Origin of the sequence: Bacillus sp. GMa5/1, assembly GCF_050172015.1 — a bacterium.
In the GTDB taxonomy this organism is placed as follows: domain Bacteria; phylum Bacillota; class Bacilli; order Bacillales; family Bacillaceae_G; genus Bacillus_A; species Bacillus_A cereus.
Map to the genome: position 1 here is coordinate 22,405 of NZ_JBNLYC010000036.1, position 16,874 is coordinate 39,278.

Consider the following 16,874-nt stretch of genomic DNA (forward strand, 5'->3'; position numbering starts at 1 on the left):
TTTCATTGCCACTCTTAACTATCTCTTTTGTTGTACTGCGCCTTGTATTTTAAATATTCCTGTCTCGCATCTTGGTTATTATCCTGTTTTCTATTAAAATACGTTATTATTTGGAACATATTTTCTATTAATTTTCCATCCTCATTCTTTTCTTTAAAATCTATATCTATCCTCATTTGCAAAATTTGTTTTGGATTATTTGGGGCATCCAGGTGCAATACGATTGTTGCTCCATCAAATTCATCGTATTGTATCTTTAATTTATTATTAATAATATCTTTAAATTCAGATTCAGTTAGTCGATATCCGACTGAATTAGGCTGATCAAACTTTTTTATATCATTCTCGGGCTTCATCTTTAGTTTCCCTATCCCATTTAAACGATCTACAATTAAGTTTACGTATGAAACATCTAGATTTGAATCCGAACTTTTCACCTGTCCATTTTCATACTTAACATGAGTACTATAAATAGTTTCTTTTTTATAATTTTCATTTGTCCTTTTCCCCTTGTCTTTTTCTATATCAGTCGCAACTGTTTGTATCGCCTCTCCATATAAACTTTTATCTTTTGTATTATATACACCTTCCGTAGTTTGACGAATTGTCTTACTGTGCTCTCCATCTTCTTTTTGCTCAAACGTACTATAAATACCTCTTTGAGTCACATAAGCATATCCATCATCACTCGCAGACATTACCGTACTCATGTCCTCTTCATCCAATGCCTTTACTAATCTCTCATACTCTATATTCGTCTCTCCAAAACCACATCCACTTAATAAACTTGCTATTATTGACAGAACTATCATCATCTTGGCTTTCTTCTTTAACTTCATACTGACACCCCGTTGATTTCTCTAGGCATTTTTAAGTTCATTATGTTCCTTTTTGGAAAGTAATACATCTCACCTTTACTTACTGATATTTACTTACTCGTACAGATTATATTGAAGATGCTTTAATTTTTAATAGCATTGATTTATATACAATCCTTAATTGCTTATATATTCTATTCGAATTTTCAGAAATCAAAACTTATTTTATTTCTTTGGCTTGCTTTTTTTCCTGCTCTTCATAAAGCTTTAGTCTTTCCTGACGTTCCCTTTCATGCTCCTCCCACGAAATATAAAATGATGGAAATTTAAATCTACAATAGGCTAATAATTGGAACTCTGCTGCACCTATGGCTACTGCGTACATTACAAGAGTTCCTGCCATATACCCCACTAAAACCCCTGTTTCATAATTATTATGAAAATAAATTAAAATAAGAAGGACTAGTACATATATCGTAACACCAATCATTGCATTGCCTTTTGTTTTACTAAAAAATGAAGTTGCTCTTTCATCCATACTAAATGCTCCACTCTCTGCTTGTTTAAAGGTATCAATCGTTGTCACCAGATGAACAAAAACTGCTCCTAGAAACAATAAACCCACATACAATAATGTAATTTGATCAATTGAATAATTCGAAATTGCTGGAAGTATAAATAATGTGAATCCTATAGTTCCTAGCTGAAATGCAAATAATAATATCACAAATGCTTGCAACTTTTGATATTTGAAACGAGCTTTTGGAATTAGATATAGAATGAAAAAGATTACTTGCAAACCATATAACACTAATTCAATACTAACAATTATTTTGTCAAAGAGAGTCGGATAGTAACCCCAGCCAATCTTAATTAATGCTACCAAAATAAAAAGCATGAATAATGAACTATAAACTATTCCTCCAAACATAAACCCCACAGAGTCTTCTGGGCTTAAGCGATTTCTACATGTTATTTTAAATTCATCTAAATCTTTTTCTTTTATATTCCACATATAATTACACCACCTTTTCTAAAATCATGTAATAACTCTATATTTTTAAACAAACTAGGAGTAAATAAATGTTTTGGTATTTCATATTAAACTAGCCTTTTTTACTTTTTCTAATAAACATAAAATATAACAATAACATCGATATTAACCCTGTCCCACCGCCCAACACTCCTCCATATTCTTCTAGATATATGCAAAGAAATATACTACCAATAAAAAATATTATTCCAAAGATAACAATCCACTTCCCCAGAAACTCTGCTACTTTATATAGAATTAAAAAGATAAATATAATCCCAACAATAATAGGTGCTATTACACCTTCAAAAAAACCTTTTTCTTTTTTTACGGCTTTAGAATCTTTATTCAAGATCTTACATTCCTCCCTTTACTAGTTAATTTATGAATAATGTATTCATTCTATCTTCAATATAAGTTTACGAGTATCATTTATAACTTTCATTTCAGTTTTTGTTTCGCTTTTGTTCTTTCTCTCTTATTCTTTTTCTATTTGCTATAAATTCTTGGCGTTCCTTTTCATGTTGTTCCCACGTAATATTAAATGATGGAAATTTAAAGCGACAATACACCAATAGGACGAATTCTGCTGATACTACAGCGAATATATATAATATTATTGTTTGTGTCACATAAATTGCCATTTCATCAAATGTATAATTAAGGTTTAAAAAAATTAATACAAGTAGAACTATTACACCGATCGTTATTCCAATCAATAAATATAATTTCGTGTTAGTAAAAAATGAGACAGCCGGTCCTTCTAATTTATATCCTCCATGCTTTGCTTTTCTAAAAACATCGATCGTTACTACAATGTGAGTACAGATTGCACCTAATAGTATTAAACCAACATAAACCAGTGTTTTATTATCACATGGAAAATCAAAGATTTCTTCCACCACCATAGCCATAAATGGTAATGTTGCTAACTGAAAAGAATAAAATACAGTCACAATGGTTTGGAGTTTCTGTAATTTAAAAGCAATTTTTTTAGACATGAATAACATTAAAAAAACGAACTCCAAAATATACAATTTCACTTCAGTTTGTACAACCATCTTCTCAAAAGGAGTTAAAGAAATCTTATCACCATTTAGCAAAAGAATTAAAAACATAATAAGCATGGGTATAGAAGTATATGCAAAAACTCCCCCATAAAAGATTCTTATATAATCCGGACTTAATCGGTTTTTATTTGTAATTTGAAAAAAACCTAAATCTTCTTCCTTTATTTTAAGCATTCATCTTTCCCCATTTCGACGCAAAACTTATTTTATTTCTTTAGTTTTCTTTTTTTCCTTCCCTTCATAAAGCTTTAGTCTTTTCTGACGCTCTCTTTCATGTTCCTCCCACGAAATATAAAATGATGGAAATTTAAATCTGCAATAGGCTAATAACTGGAACTCAGCTGCACCTATGGCTACCGTGTATAGTATAAGGGTCAATACAGAATACCAACCTATTTGCTCCATCGTATAATCATTATTAATATAAATTAAGATTAAGAGAGTTAATACACATAATATAGAGGCAATCATTAAAAAATCTTTTGTCTTACTAAAAAATGAAACTGAATTTTCCCACTTACTAAATGCGCCTTCGCTAGCTTGCTTAAAGGTATTAATCGTTGTAAAAATATGAATAATAAAAGCTCCTAACAATAATAAGGCTACATAAGTCAATGTAATACGATCATTTGAATAACCAAAAATACTCGAAACAACTACTGTTACAAATCCTATAGTCGCAAGTTGAAGTGCATATAACAATATAACTATAGCTTGTAACTTTTGAAATTTAAAACGGGCTTTGGGAAATAAATATACAATAAGAAAAATGATTTGTAAGCTATACAAACATAACTCTATTTTAATAATTGTTTCCTCTAGTAAACTAGGATATACGGACCAACCAAATTTCACCAAACCATAAATTACACCTAACATGATTAATGAGGTGTATATGATTGAACCTAGCATAAAACCTACAGCAGCCTCAGGACTTAAACGATTTCTACATGTTATTTTAAATTCATCTAAATCTTTTTCTTTTATATTCCACATCCAATTGTCCCACCCTTAACTACATTCACTTAAATCATGTAGATTAAAAATAAAAACCTTCTCATTTTAACGAAAAGAGAAGGTTTTCTTACTGTTATACATTCATGCCATATTCAAAACTTTCCCTCTTCAAATAACGTATTATAGTTGTTAATCTTTGTATTTTTGCTATTAATTTAGGCATTTTTACTTTTCTTAAAAAACACCAAATATGCAAATAATGACGAAATTAAGAGGGATACACCCGCCCCTATACCCTCATATATTTTAAAATAAACAGCAGCAATTATCACAAATATTGACATTATTATTATTAGAATCATTGTATATTTCATTATAAATTCTAACGCTTGATAGATAGATACTATTGTCCTTTGAAAAAAACTTTGCTCTGTTTCTGAAACATTCCGATCCTTAATCAAAATAACACCTTCCACTCTTTACAAATTGACTTTTGAATAAACTTTCCCCTTCAAACTAGCAACAAAGCGAACTATAGCACGTAACTACTACCAATATAGAATGAGCCCGTTGAAAATCACGTGTCGAAATATTAAGTTAATTTCATATAGATTTGAGAACGAAAAACCTCCTCATTCTAACGAGAAGAGAAGGTTTTATTTATGTTATTTCCCCAAATCCTATTCAAAACTATTTCTTTTATGATATTTCCATATTTTAAAAGTCACAAGCTTAAAATATTATTCTTCATTAAATACAGCAATCTTCACTTCAACATACTGTAAAGACTCATCACCGCTAAACACATGATAAATTGGCGAGGCTAAATTCAGATTATTATCCTCCATATACAGAAGCATTTCACCATATACCTGCTCTGTTAATTTTTCATAATCTCCCGTATATCGTTTCATGAGCATCTCATCAACATAATAATAACTCCTAAATTGAAGTGTTTCTGATGCTGGAATTTTATCTTCATTTACTGGCATGAATAATTCAACGTACATATTTTCATCAGATGGTATATTTTTCAAAGCATAAAACATCGGACCTTTTACTGTTAAATTCGCTGTTGCAATTTCTGACATAAAATGTTCAATTGCTTCTTCCATATCTTCGTAATGAAAATAGTACTCTTTCGAAACTACATTTGTATATGCAATACTTTGTCCTTCTATTATCATTTTATTGTTTCACCTACTTCTATAATAGGAGCATAAATATCTAGCCACATGTCACCGTATACATCTAAACATACGTGATAAAAACTGTTTTCTAATTTAATATGATGCTGTTCGGCAAACTCATGTATTAAATTATAAGCCTCCTCAATATCACCATCTTCATCTGTAAATCGAACACATAATGCCTCTTCAATAATTAATCCATCAACGTATTCATATGCAGAATTCTCTCCTAATTTAACACGCTCATTTACTGGAACAGAATACGTATATTCACCGTACTCTGGTTCATTTTCCAATGGCTGATATTTAAAAAGAACAGGACCTACTGCATATATTCCATTATGAACAACTTGATTTCTCAGTGCGATAGCAGGTAATAACCAATCTTCTTTTTTTACAATTTGAGTAATACTAATTAAATTTAAAAGTGATAATGCTTTATATTGAATTTTCATAATAACTACTCCTTTTACTATACTTTCTCTTGGCTATATTTTTTATGTTTCTTCAAATGTCACTTACGCTCTCCTTCATATTCCTTCCACATTATAGTAAATGACGAACATTTAAATCTACTATACTCATTTCCTTTACGCCTTACGTTTTGATTTACCTTTTTTATTTTTCTTTTGATATCTTGGAGTCTCTCTTTTATGTTGTTCCCATGATATGTTAAATGAAGGGAATTTAAACCTACAATACGCTAATAGCTGAAATTCAGCTGCACCTATAGCTACTGTATACATTAAAACAGTACCTATTACATATCCAATAAAAGTGTCAAACGTATAATCATTATGAAAATAAATTAAAATAAGTAGGATTAATGCGTATATTGAAGCCACTTTCATCATAGTTCCTTTTGTTTTACTAAAAAAGGAAGTGGATCTTTCATTCATACTAAACGCACCTTCACTTGCCTGTTTAAACGTATCAATCGTTGTCACAATATGAATAATCACTGCTCCTAAAAATAAGAAACCTACATATACTAATGTAATTCGATCAACTGTATAATCAGACATTCCAGGAAGAATTAGAGCCGTGAATAATATCGTACCTAATTGAAATGCATATAATAATACAACAAATGTTTGTAACTTTTGAAATTTAAATCGAGCTTTTGGAAATGAATATAGAATTAAAAAAATTATTTGCAAGCTATATAGCACAAGTTCCATTCTAACGATTGTTTTCTCAAAGAAAGTAGTATAATAGTCCCAACCAAACGTTACTAAAGTACCAATAAGAAAAAACATCATTATTGAAACAAACACTATTGTTCCTATCATAAATCCAAAAGCACCTTCAGGACTTAATCGACGTTTACATGTCATCCGAAATTTATCTAAATCTTCTTCTTTTATATTCCACATTACCTATATGCACCTTTCTTGTAGTCTTATTACCAAAATATAGATCCAAGTTTGTGTGTTACTTTTTTAACTCCTTTTTTAGCAAGATCAATTGCATTGTCTTCTCCTCCTAAAAAAGACCATTTTTTATTAATTGCCCATGTAAGTCCTACGGCAACACCAGCTCCAACCACAGTTCCAAGCGGCGGAAGGAAAAACGATCCTGCTACAGCTCCAGCTGCCATCGCTCCAGCATTTGCTCCAATATCTACAGCTGAATCTGTTGCTATATCAGCTACATCATGTAACTGCCAACCATCATCTTTAGTAGCGTCTACAACATTCCCTCCGACTGACACAACAGCCCCAAAAATACCTGCTCCTTTTAATACTGTGGCCGGTTTCCCCATACCTTTAAACATTTCTTTCCATTTCCCAGGATGTAAATCCTTTAAACCGTCTGCATAAGCAGTCTTAAATGCACTCAATCCTCTCTCCCCAATTGCAGTAGGCAATCCTTTCTTCTCCCAATCAACGTGGAAATCTTGATAACTTTGAAACTCTGGTAATTTTAAAATAGTTTTTCTTGCTTTTTTTATTTGTGAATTTGTTGTTTTTAAATTACCAAATTCAAATTCTAATTTATTCTTGATAAATCGAACTAAAACATCATCATTATTATCCATTGTAAGGATTTTTGCTACTTTAACCAAATCTTCTTTCTTTAATGTCGATAGTTCATATACTCCTTTCCCTTTTCGACCTTTAGGATCAAAAAGGACGTCTAAAGCATAATTCTTTTTAACATAATGCATGCGTATATAGGAAGCTAAAAGAGCCTTAGTTCCCTTAACACTAATGTCGAATTTGGTCATTGTATCTGCCATTACCTTAATGATATTTCCAATTGCCACGCTAGATATAAGTTTCCCTATTGAAGCGATAGACAAATTCCCATTATTCACTTTTATTTGCTTCATTCCCTCATCTATCTTACGCATTAATTCATCAAACTCTTGCAGGTCACTTTGCTTACTGTTATAAGTCTCTAATTTTTCTAATGTATCACTAATTTCTTTTTGGCTTTTTACAGCGCCTTCAGTGATGCTTGATGATGATGGATATTGAATTGCGACGATGTCACTAATCGTACCTACTGTTTTTTTCGCCTCTTCATTAGAGTAGCTAAACCCTTCACTATATCCATTAACTTTTTTCTTTACATCATCCAAATAACTTCCATGAATTTTTGCATCTGCATCACTGTCAACCTCACTGTTAAACTCCTCTATTGCTTTTTGAAATTGATTTTTTAACATTTCCGTTGTAACTGTAAATCCCGTGATAACAGCTCCATGAACTGTAGATAAATGATTCTTAATAGTATCAGCAGCTTTCCCTTGAAAAGAGTTAATTTGTGTAAAGTCCTCTATTTTTTGTTGCAATGTTTCCAAATGTTGATTTAACTCTTCAGCACTTGAATTAAACCGCTCTTGCAGTTCTTTTACTTCTTGTAACTCTATGATTTTGCTCATATTTTCTCCCTCCTATCCCTTTACATAGCACGGTGAGCTGAACTGTCTTTCAAATCTTTTCCCAGCTTTTCATCTTGCTGAACCATTTCTTGTCCTGTTTGCTGAATGCTACTAATATCCTTTTGTAGTATTTGTTCATATTGCTGCACTTTTTTCGATAACTTTTCAATCGCTTCACAATATTTTTTCAGTTTACTTAAATTCGTACGATGTAACTGCATACCATTAAATTTAGTCTTACCTAAATCACTAGCACCACTTTTCAAATCACTTACTTTCGCATCAAATACCCCTTTATTTAATTTAATTTCCCCCATTTATCATTTCCCCGCCTTCTGTACTTCTACTTGAATACTAGCGTCAACCATTGAAACACTTCTACTTAGAGAAAGAATACTAGACTCACATGTAGCGATTTCTCTTTCAAGCCGCCGTATGGCTTGATCGATGTCTTCTTGCACTCTCCCTAGTTCTCCGATAAATTTCCCTAAATTCGAAATGACTTGTTGTTCATACGTTTCTTTAAAAGTAGTTGCTCTTTGCCCTTTCCAACTACTCTCGTTTATTTCTAAGGACTTAAACTGCTCTTGATTTTGTTTAATTGCTTCAAGATTATTTACAAATTTCCCCTTAGCAGTTATTAGCCTTCTTAGTTTCATTTGTAGTTCAGCCAATTGCCCTTGTTGATGACTTATACTACTTAATAAACCAGATTTTTGACTATTTAATTCCTCTATCCCCATGCAAATCCCCCCTTAAATAGTTGGCACTTTAATTCTAGTAGCAAAACGATTTTCAACAAAATACCCTTCAAATGGATTTAATTTTGTACTACTTAAATCTTTATTAGATACATCGAAGACCATTTGGCCTGATGATTTTCTAAGTAAAATAACATGAGATTGCGTTTTTATTGTTTTTGAAACTAAGTCGTATCGACTGTCAATTGAATCAACATCACAGCCAATTACGAAGTGGATGCCCATAAATGCACCATTTGTTATTAATTCCGCTAAACTATATATATCGCTATCTTCTAAATTACTTAAAATATCATTTACATCTGCAATTACGATTACAATCGGCTTAAATTTCTTAATAAATTCTGCCGGGTTCACTGTTTCACTTGATGCTTCCTGCTCCTCTTTAAACGCCGCTTCTCTCGATTTATAAGCGTTTGTAACTTGTTTAATCGTTTTCTCAATTCCTGTTTTTTCAGCTACATATAAAGCAGCGCTCTCTCTATAGTTTGAGAAATTTCGTGTTCTTGTATCAATTAAACCTAGGTCAAAGTGTCCACTGTCTGCTAACTGTTGAAGGAATTGATGAACTACATTTTCAACTTCATCTTTCTTAATTCCCCCTACAACAATATTAGACGCTTCCGTTAAATCTAATTCGAGAGGCGTAACGTTTTCTGTCTCTACACCAAATGTTAGTTTGCCTGCTTCAATAATTTTTCTTGTTTCTGGCCATGCAATGAATTCCTTGTATTCCAGAACTTCAGGTACCATAGGAATTGCTTTCGGTCTTTCTCCATCCCAGAAGGAATCCATCTCTTTTCCTTCAGCTTGTATATTTTCAATTCGAGTAAGGACATCTTCTCCATTTGTCGGTAAAGCTGTTTGGAAGATTGTTGGTTCGTCAATTTTAACTAAACCACGGCCTGCTAATTCTTCAATTTTCAGCTCTGTTCTTCCTACAATAGCTCTAGATTCTGCCTCATCTATCATATATAGCGCAATTTGTAGTTTAATATTTGTATTTACTTGTACTCTCAATGCATTTTGACGTGTAGCCGTAAGCATTAAATGAATTCCTACTGCTGCCCCTTCACGTACAATTTGTGCAATAATGCGTTCAAAGTCTTCGACAAATCCAGCTTCTCTAACAGCATCATAGTTATCTAACGTAATTAATATTGTTGGTAATACTTCTTTACTAGCTCTCTCATACATTTCAAGACTCGCAACACCATATTTACTTAGCAATTGCTTTCTATCTTTTAATAGGTCTTCTATGCGACGAAGAAATTTCTCGCATTTTTCAACTTGGTCTAATGTAATGATGTCTGCCACATGCGGTAAGGATTTTAATGGCATTAAGCCATTTGTTCCGAAGTCTAATAAATACACATGCAAATGCTCCGGACTATGCTGACGAGCTACATCCATAATGACTGATTGTAAGAATGTTGATTTTCCGTAGCCTGGACTTGAGAAGACCGCTACGTGTCCGTCTTTACTAATATCTAGTGTTAATGGTGTTTGTGATTGTAATTCAGGCTGATCTAGTAGGCCAATTGTTGCTTGTAATGGTTTCTTTTCTTTCGTCCATGCTTCTTTGAACTGAATAGCATGTAAGTCTTGTAAATATACGCTTTCTGGAAGTGGTGGTAACCACGGTCTTGCTAATGCTTCAATTTCATTTATTTCTGCGTAATCGTGAATGTAGTCAATAACAGCATCCAGTTCAGATGGTACGCTTATTACTTCTTTACTGCTACCAAGTCCACTTAAATCTTCACTTAATATTTCATATTGTCCTAGATCATTTATTGCATAGATTGTTGCGTCTAAATGTTCTTTATCCTCTTTGTTTTCTACATAGTCTGCTCCGCTCCAAGCTGATTGGAATAGTTCATAAATTTCATTATTCCCAACTTGTAAGTAAGCACGTCCTGGTAATGTAATTTCAGCAGCATCTGGTGTTTTTAAAATTTCATTACTATCTGACGTATTTTGAACTTTTAGTGCTAGTTTGAATTTCGAGTTACTCCAAATTTGATCATCTACAACACCACTTGGTTTTTGCGTAGCTAATATTAAATGAATTCCGAGTGAACGACCGATACGCGCTGTTGAAACTAACTCTTTCATAAATTCTGGTTGTTCTGACTTCAGTTCCGCGAATTCATCACTAATTAAAAATAGATGTGGCATCGGTTCACTTACTAAGCCTTCTTTATACAGTTTTTGATACTGATTAATATGGTTTACATCATTTTCGCCAAATAATCGTTGTCTTTTTTGTAATTCAGCTTTAATTGATGCGAGCGCTCTCATACTTTGTGCTCCATCTAAGTTCGTAATTGTTCCTAATAAATGCGGTAAGTTTTTGAATAAATTCGCCATTCCGCCGCCTTTATAGTCAATTAGTAAAAAGGCTACTTCGTACGGGTGAAAATTGACTGCTAGAGATAAAATATACGATTGTATAATTTCCGATTTACCTGAACCTGTTGTACCTGCTATTAATCCGTGTGGTCCGTGTGCTTTTTCGTGTAAGTTTAAGTTTACGATATCTTCTTTACCACGTAATCCAAGTGGTACAGCTAAAGATTTATGCGCTGCATTTTTCTCCCAACGACTTGTGATATTCAGTTCTTTTACTTTTTCAACGCCGTACATTTCTAAAAATGTTACGCTTTCTGGAATACTATTTTTTAAGTTTTGCAAATGATTTAATGGTGCTAATGCCCGTGAAATATCTTCTAAATTAAACCCTTTCGGTACGTGATTTAGTTTAAATTGACGGTTAACAAGCTCTCCTTGCTCTAAGATGATGTTCCCTTGTTTTGCATCTCTTATATCTATTACCGTTTTCACATGCTCCGGTAAACTTTGCATAACATCTTGCACAAATACAAGTGATACACCTAATTGACTCGGATCATCATTAAAGAATTCCATAACAACATGGTCTAATATTAGTTTTTCATCTGTAATGAGAACGACATAGTGCGGTGCAAAGTACATTTTTTCATTAGTAGAACTTTTTTCATCTAGTTTTAATTTTCGTTCTTTCAATATTTGATACAAACTATTTAACACTTGATCACGGCTACGATCATGGTATACAAATCCACGTACATTTATATCGCGAACACTTCCATGAGGTAACCAGCGCATCCAATCCCATTTTTCTTTTTCTTCTTCCGGAAAAATAGTAATAAACTGCAAGTCATAATAACTATGGAATAAAGCCGTTTGTGCAACTAATAATTGTAATTGCTCTAACACTAAAGAGCGTTGGCCAATATAACCGACTGGTCCATTCATTAAATCTGTTACAACTGGTACATCTTCCAATGATAGATAACGCTGTCTTAGTTCACGTGCTATATCGATTAATTCATCTTTCGTTTGACTAAACTCTTCTTCATTAAATTGAATTTCAAAACTCGTATTAGCTTGTCCTGTTCCAACGCTAAATGTTAAGAAATCATGATGTAACATTGTTTTTTCATAAATTCTAGGATTTACTTGAACTGCCATATTACGTATTACTTCTACATTTGGATTGTGATAATGTAATGCGTGACGCTGTTTTTCACTTTCTGCATGTAAATCTTTCGTTTTTTGTTTTATATACTCTCTATAGCTTTTATCTCGTTCAACAATGTCGACTTTATATTGCTTCAAATTTTTAATATACGATGTGACAGAAACAATGATTGTTACTAATGTCATCGCAATCGATGCGATAATAAACATTCCATATTTCATGAAAATAGCAAGTAATACAGTTACGACAATCATGACAAGTGAAGGTGCAATGATTCTTGCTAAATGCTCCGTTGGTTTTGATGGCATACTTGAAGGCTTTGCAATTGTCATTTTCTCTTCTGGTTCACGGTAAATAATACGTGGTGAACGATGATAGTCTGGATAACCACTTTGATAATTCGTTTCTGATTCTACTAAAATAGGTAACGCAGATTTCACTTTATCTTCTGAAGAAAGTACTTGAATGTCTTCACTACCAATCTCCAATAAAATACCATCAAAATATAATACGTCTCCTGATTCCAACATAACGCTATCTTTTAACTTCGTATAATTATGAAATACATCCCCGCCATACACGTTCACTTTAAAAGAATCGTACAACGTTTCGCGAGATAGCATTAAATCTACACTAGTCCCGGTAATAGAAATATCATCGTAATCGTTTTGACTCACTGTAAGAGAATGTTTCGTTCCAATATCAAACACTTTAGTTGTGCCAACAATAGATATAAAGATTTTCAAGCTCACATCTCTTGTTTTCCCAATCTCAATTTCCTTATTGAATTCTATTAATTGATCCTGTACCATCCAAGCATTTACTTCATTATTCCACTTTAACTCTACTTCTTGTTCTAAACTTGGATTCGTAATATCATTTGTCCACTCTTTTCCAATCGACACTATTGATTGCTCATTTGGATGTAATGTGCACTTATATATTTTGTCTCCATAAGTCAATACTAATAGTTGCTCCATCCGTGTTCACTGCTCCTTTTCAACTGTCTCATCAAGTGCTTACTCTTTTTTCTCTGTGTCCGACAAATTTTTATCGTTTGATGAATTGCCATATTTCTTTTTATATTCATCTAATTGTTGCTCATATGTTTTTAACTTTTGATCACGTTCTTCCCCTGATAAATCCGGATTATTTTTCAGTGATTCAATTTGTTTAACAAGGCCGTACATAATAAGCTGAGGATCATCAAGTGTCTTAGCTAAATCTAATGATTTATCAAAATTACCTTTTCCGTTATACATCCAATACAGCAAATACTTTTCATCACTTTTCAAACTAATGTTTTTCATAATCGATTTCTTTTGAGCTTCACCTAGTTTTTCAGCTGTAATGTATGCAAATGCTAACTCATATTTAGATGCAATCGGTAATGATTCAAACTCCTCTTCATTCAATTGCGTAATGACTTTGTCATAATCAGTTGCTATGAAACTTGCATTTGCTTCTAACAATTTATTTTGATAAGGAAATTTTATAAAAGTGAAATATATTAAAGGAGCAGCTAAAATAACTGTCGCCGCTATGAAGGAAAAAGCTAAGTATTTAAATGATTTATAGCTTTTTTTAGGTACTAACTGCATATTTTTTTCTGTTTTTGTTTGTTCCTTCTCAAAGCTGTCATCAAGAAACTGCAGTAATGCATCTAAGCTTTCCATTTGAGCAACGGTCTGTTCAAATGTTGTTTCTTTTGCATCTTTTAGTAACCCAGCATACAAATCATCAAAGTTATGTTTTTGGGAGAATAAAGCAATAATTAGACACTTATATTGTGTTAAAAATTGCTCTTCTAATAACGGGGTTGGCGGAACAATATCTCGAATTCCTCTATGTATAATACTTGGTATTAAATTAGCATTAAAAACTATATTGTCTGGATGTAAAAAGAACGTGATTCGTTTATTTAAATATTTACGAAACTGCGCAACATTCCGAAGTAGTCTTAATTTCTCATTTCTTCCAAAACGGCTAAGATCGTCCCACTTATATAATTTTTTATCTACTTGATATAGAAACGTAAACATATCATCCGTTTCTTCTATTGTTAATGGTACAAATTCAGATGATTCGCCCGTAATTATATCGAATTGACGGAAGTCTTTTATACGTGTTTGAGATTTGGTCATCTCCAATTTCCAATTTTCTTTTTCTATTTGAAATTGATAGTTCATTGCATCAATTTGAATTATTTTTTCCGTCATGTTTATCCTCTTCTCCTTTTCTTTATAACCCGTAATAACTTATTTTCAAATAACTAAAAGTAAAAAATATTCTTTATAAAACTTGCAAAATATCTCCATCTGTTATTTGGTGATCAATTAAACGATCATTATCTGTTAAAACAATTGACTTATTTTTCACTTTAATTACAAAATGTGAACCTTCATGATTATCAATCTTTAGCGTATCTAATAAGTTTTTTAATAAATATTTAATAGATTGATGATTCGGAATACGCAAATCATATGTATTTCCATTCCATTTACTAAAATCTACTGTCACATTGATATGTGTTTGTATTGCCATCGCTTTACCTCCAACTTTTACGAAGAACCGTATAAATACCGATGCAAATAAGTAGAATGCCGCCGCCAAATAATAATATTATTGTTATACTAATTGGCTCTTCATTCATTGTTTCATTACTCGCTACTTCATCTGCACTTTTTCTGACAATGTATTCACTGCTAAACAAACTATTTTTCGTATCTTTAACACTATTATTCTCTTTTGGTTTTGTAAAAAGAGAATCTCGCAAAGCTTCCATATCTTTTTGTTCTTTCTTTTTCTTTTTCTCAATTTCTTCTTCTATATCTTTGTTAAATAACTCAATCGATGCTTTATCTAATTCTGTTTCCTTATGTTCCTTTTTATTTTTTTCTTGGTCGCTTTCTTCAAGTCGATCCACTTTAAACTTAATCTTCCCATCATCACCAAGATAACTGTCAGCCGCGCTCCTTATCGGTAGCGCGACAAACAGTAAAAGGATAGAGAGAAATGATAACTTAGCCACTATGCTCCATTGTTTGATCATTTACTTCTTTTTCCTCCCATTTCTTATGCCATACAAATAGATTACTAACCAATCCAATAATGGCAATTACAAACAATACGACAAAAATAACTTTCCCAGTATCTTTACCACTAATAAAATCATTTAGAAAACTTTCTATATACTGAAGCGGTGAGAATTGACGTATCTTTCCGACAGAAGACATTTGATCTACTTTACTTCCAACTGCCTCAGTTAAAAATAGGTACATGCTTAAAAATACTAATAGTATAAACATACCTACCATTTTTATTTGTCGTAATAAGTAGGTTGAGACCAATACAAACGCCATCATAATAAATGTGATGAACGCAATCCATAGTAAACTTTGATCCTGACCGAACTTTAAAAGACGCCCAGAAATGATACCTATACTAATCCCTTCCACAATTGATATACCGAAAGCTACTACTGTAGTTGGTACATTCATATCAATTAATGAGAATTTCTCTTCAAAATGATCTGATTGCATTCGTTTCTTTTCTTGATTCGCAATTGCGTATGCTGTAAATAATGCAACAATGAAACAAGTTAATACAATTAAGTACGGTGTAAAAGCATTACCTGCTGCAATTACTCCATCATTTTGCTTTTGAACTGGACTAGCTAAAAAGTCATATAGCATCTCATTTTGACGATCTCCAATACGGCTATTCGCTAAAATTTTCGTAAAGTTTTTGGAGAATGATTTATCATCTTCCATTTTCTTCGTAAAGTCATTTAATAATAAATCAGCTTTTGAAACAATTGTCGTTCCGCTGTCTTGAATTTCTTTTGCTTGTCCATTAATTTGATCAAATGTTTTATATACATCGTCTGAAGTTGCTAAACTATGCTTCGAACTTTCGACCAATGACTGACTTTGCATCATTAATGATTTAATACCAGAATCTAACGATAAAATAGCTGTTTGCTCACCAGCATGATTTGTTGTTAATACTTGCTGCTCTTCAACTAGCTTTAAACTATTCTCACGCCATTTCGCTAAACCTTTTAAATACTCTCCTAAATTTTCATTCATACTAGTTGCTTGTTGCGTCGTTCCATTTAATTTCTCCGCTAGTAGCATAGAATTTTGATCCGCACTAGTAATAGATTGTTGATAAGAGTTTATTTTTTGTTTTAAACCTGACATATCTTGCTTTATTTCTGTAGTAATACTTGATGAAACAAGATTTGAAATTAAATCAATTAAACTTTGTTTATTTAATACGTAGTACAAAGATTGATCCGTCGCAATTGCATCTAAACTTCCCTCTTCTAACTTAGGACCTACATCTTTCGTTCTTAAATCAATCCCATAATACATTTCGTAAAGGCTCATTAAACCTTGATAACTTTCGACTGTATCTACTGCTTCTTTAATTAATACACTAGATATATTTTTTGTTAATACTTCTGCTTTTTGATGTACAACTTGATTCGTTGTACTTTCAGTAACTTTACCGTTATCTGTTCCCGTTTCGCCTCCTGGATTTCCTCCGGTCCCGTTGTCTGTTCCCGTTCCGCCTCCTGGGTTTCCTCCGGTTCCGTTGTCTGTTCCCGTTCCGCCTCCTGGA

16 protein-coding genes and 1 pseudogene are annotated in these 16,874 nt (G+C 32.4%); all 17 read right to left on the reverse strand.

Features of this window, described 5'->3' with window-relative positions:
* Positions 1 to 14: 14 nt before the first annotated feature.
* Positions 15 to 839 carry a DUF3952 domain-containing protein gene (locus ACQGSG_RS11550; protein ID WP_174402543.1) on the reverse strand — a complete coding sequence of 275 codons (825 nt, stop codon included), beginning with the start codon at positions 837 to 839 and terminating at the stop codon, positions 15 to 17.
* 199 nt (positions 840 to 1,038) lie between these two features.
* Positions 1,039 to 1,833, reverse strand: coding sequence for a hypothetical protein (locus ACQGSG_RS11555; RefSeq protein WP_030025441.1), 795 nt, complete (start codon positions 1,831 to 1,833; stop codon positions 1,039 to 1,041).
* A 91-nt stretch (positions 1,834 to 1,924) separates the two neighbouring features.
* Positions 1,925 to 2,203: a hypothetical protein gene (locus ACQGSG_RS11560; protein WP_030025440.1), complete on the reverse strand. Its 279-nt coding sequence runs from the start codon at positions 2,201 to 2,203 to the stop codon at positions 1,925 to 1,927.
* Between the two features lie 94 nt (positions 2,204 to 2,297).
* The gene (locus tag ACQGSG_RS11565) at positions 2,298 to 3,095 is read right to left on the reverse strand and encodes a hypothetical protein (protein ID WP_098481731.1); all 798 of its coding nucleotides are present in this window, start codon (positions 3,093 to 3,095) and stop codon (positions 2,298 to 2,300) included.
* A gap of 27 nt (positions 3,096 to 3,122) precedes the next feature.
* Positions 3,123 to 3,917: a hypothetical protein gene (locus ACQGSG_RS11570; RefSeq protein ID WP_000267169.1), complete on the reverse strand. Its 795-nt coding sequence runs from the start codon at positions 3,915 to 3,917 to the stop codon at positions 3,123 to 3,125.
* 176 nt (positions 3,918 to 4,093) lie between these two features.
* Positions 4,094 to 4,339: a hypothetical protein gene (locus tag ACQGSG_RS11575; RefSeq protein WP_426947343.1), complete on the reverse strand. Its 246-nt coding sequence runs from the start codon at positions 4,337 to 4,339 to the stop codon at positions 4,094 to 4,096.
* A gap of 279 nt (positions 4,340 to 4,618) precedes the next feature.
* Entirely contained in the window at positions 4,619 to 5,065 is a 447-nt protein-coding gene (locus tag ACQGSG_RS11580; RefSeq protein WP_000582716.1) for a DUF5085 family protein, read from the reverse strand.
* Positions 5,062 to 5,523, reverse strand: coding sequence for a DUF5085 family protein (locus ACQGSG_RS11585; protein WP_001990250.1), 462 nt, complete (start codon positions 5,521 to 5,523; stop codon positions 5,062 to 5,064). The genes ACQGSG_RS11580 and ACQGSG_RS11585 overlap by 4 nt, the downstream gene beginning before the upstream one ends.
* Before the next feature lie 135 nt (positions 5,524 to 5,658).
* Positions 5,659 to 6,444 carry a hypothetical protein gene (locus ACQGSG_RS11590; RefSeq protein WP_000267114.1) on the reverse strand — a complete coding sequence of 262 codons (786 nt, stop codon included), beginning with the start codon at positions 6,442 to 6,444 and terminating at the stop codon, positions 5,659 to 5,661.
* A gap of 29 nt (positions 6,445 to 6,473) precedes the next feature.
* Entirely contained in the window at positions 6,474 to 7,958 is a 1,485-nt protein-coding gene (locus ACQGSG_RS11595) for a T7SS effector LXG polymorphic toxin (protein WP_044584389.1), read from the reverse strand.
* A 20-nt stretch (positions 7,959 to 7,978) separates the two neighbouring features.
* The gene (locus ACQGSG_RS11600; RefSeq protein ID WP_000503887.1) at positions 7,979 to 8,275 is read right to left on the reverse strand and encodes a TIGR04197 family type VII secretion effector; all 297 of its coding nucleotides are present in this window, start codon (positions 8,273 to 8,275) and stop codon (positions 7,979 to 7,981) included.
* A gap of 3 nt (positions 8,276 to 8,278) precedes the next feature.
* Complete coding sequence (locus ACQGSG_RS11605) at positions 8,279 to 8,701, reverse strand: YwqH-like family protein (RefSeq protein WP_000510565.1); 423 nt, start codon at positions 8,699 to 8,701, stop codon at positions 8,279 to 8,281.
* Between the two features lie 12 nt (positions 8,702 to 8,713).
* The gene (essC, locus tag ACQGSG_RS11610) at positions 8,714 to 13,225 is read right to left on the reverse strand and encodes a type VII secretion protein EssC (protein ID WP_061139414.1); all 4,512 of its coding nucleotides are present in this window, start codon (positions 13,223 to 13,225) and stop codon (positions 8,714 to 8,716) included.
* Positions 13,226 to 13,264: 39 nt separating this feature from the next.
* A complete protein-coding gene (essB, locus tag ACQGSG_RS11615) occupies positions 13,265 to 14,464 on the reverse strand; it encodes a type VII secretion protein EssB (RefSeq protein ID WP_000136611.1) in 1,200 nt (399 codons plus the stop codon).
* A 73-nt stretch (positions 14,465 to 14,537) separates the two neighbouring features.
* A complete protein-coding gene (locus tag ACQGSG_RS11620; protein WP_001007571.1) occupies positions 14,538 to 14,789 on the reverse strand; it encodes an EsaB/YukD family protein in 252 nt (83 codons plus the stop codon).
* A 4-nt stretch (positions 14,790 to 14,793) separates the two neighbouring features.
* Complete coding sequence (gene essA, locus ACQGSG_RS11625; protein WP_000595655.1) at positions 14,794 to 15,297, reverse strand: type VII secretion protein EssA; 504 nt, start codon at positions 15,295 to 15,297, stop codon at positions 14,794 to 14,796.
* Positions 15,269 to 16,874: pseudogene (locus ACQGSG_RS11630) on the reverse strand (type VII secretion protein EsaA); the annotation flags it as partial. The pseudogene ACQGSG_RS11630 and the gene essA, both read right to left, overlap by 29 nt.

Bases quoted from the DNA above. Each gene is read 5' to 3' on its own strand.
- ACQGSG_RS11585 (WP_001990250.1), bottom strand. From the start codon at position 5,523: ATGAAAATTCAATATAAAGCATTATCACTTTTAAATTTAATTAGTATT.
- essB (WP_000136611.1), bottom strand. From the start codon at position 14,464: ATGACGGAAAAAATAATTCAAATTGATGCAATGAACTATCAATTTCAA.
- ACQGSG_RS11595 (WP_044584389.1), bottom strand. From the start codon at position 7,958: ATGAGCAAAATCATAGAGTTACAAGAAGTAAAAGAACTGCAAGAGCGG.
- ACQGSG_RS11565 (WP_098481731.1), bottom strand. From the start codon at position 3,095: ATGCTTAAAATAAAGGAAGAAGATTTAGGTTTTTTTCAAATTACAAAT.
- essC (WP_061139414.1), bottom strand. From the start codon at position 13,225: ATGGAGCAACTATTAGTATTGACTTATGGAGACAAAATATATAAGTGC.
- ACQGSG_RS11605 (WP_000510565.1), bottom strand. From the start codon at position 8,701: ATGGGGATAGAGGAATTAAATAGTCAAAAATCTGGTTTATTAAGTAGT.
- ACQGSG_RS11590 (WP_000267114.1), bottom strand. From the start codon at position 6,444: ATGTGGAATATAAAAGAAGAAGATTTAGATAAATTTCGGATGACATGT.
- essA (WP_000595655.1), bottom strand. From the start codon at position 15,297: ATGATCAAACAATGGAGCATAGTGGCTAAGTTATCATTTCTCTCTATC.
- ACQGSG_RS11550 (WP_174402543.1), bottom strand. From the start codon at position 839: ATGAAGTTAAAGAAGAAAGCCAAGATGATGATAGTTCTGTCAATAATA.
- ACQGSG_RS11570 (WP_000267169.1), bottom strand. From the start codon at position 3,917: ATGTGGAATATAAAAGAAAAAGATTTAGATGAATTTAAAATAACATGT.
- ACQGSG_RS11600 (WP_000503887.1), bottom strand. From the start codon at position 8,275: ATGGGGGAAATTAAATTAAATAAAGGGGTATTTGATGCGAAAGTAAGT.
- ACQGSG_RS11620 (WP_001007571.1), bottom strand. From the start codon at position 14,789: ATGGCAATACAAACACATATCAATGTGACAGTAGATTTTAGTAAATGG.
- ACQGSG_RS11555 (WP_030025441.1), bottom strand. From the start codon at position 1,833: ATGTGGAATATAAAAGAAAAAGATTTAGATGAATTTAAAATAACATGT.
- ACQGSG_RS11580 (WP_000582716.1), bottom strand. From the start codon at position 5,065: ATGATAATAGAAGGACAAAGTATTGCATATACAAATGTAGTTTCGAAA.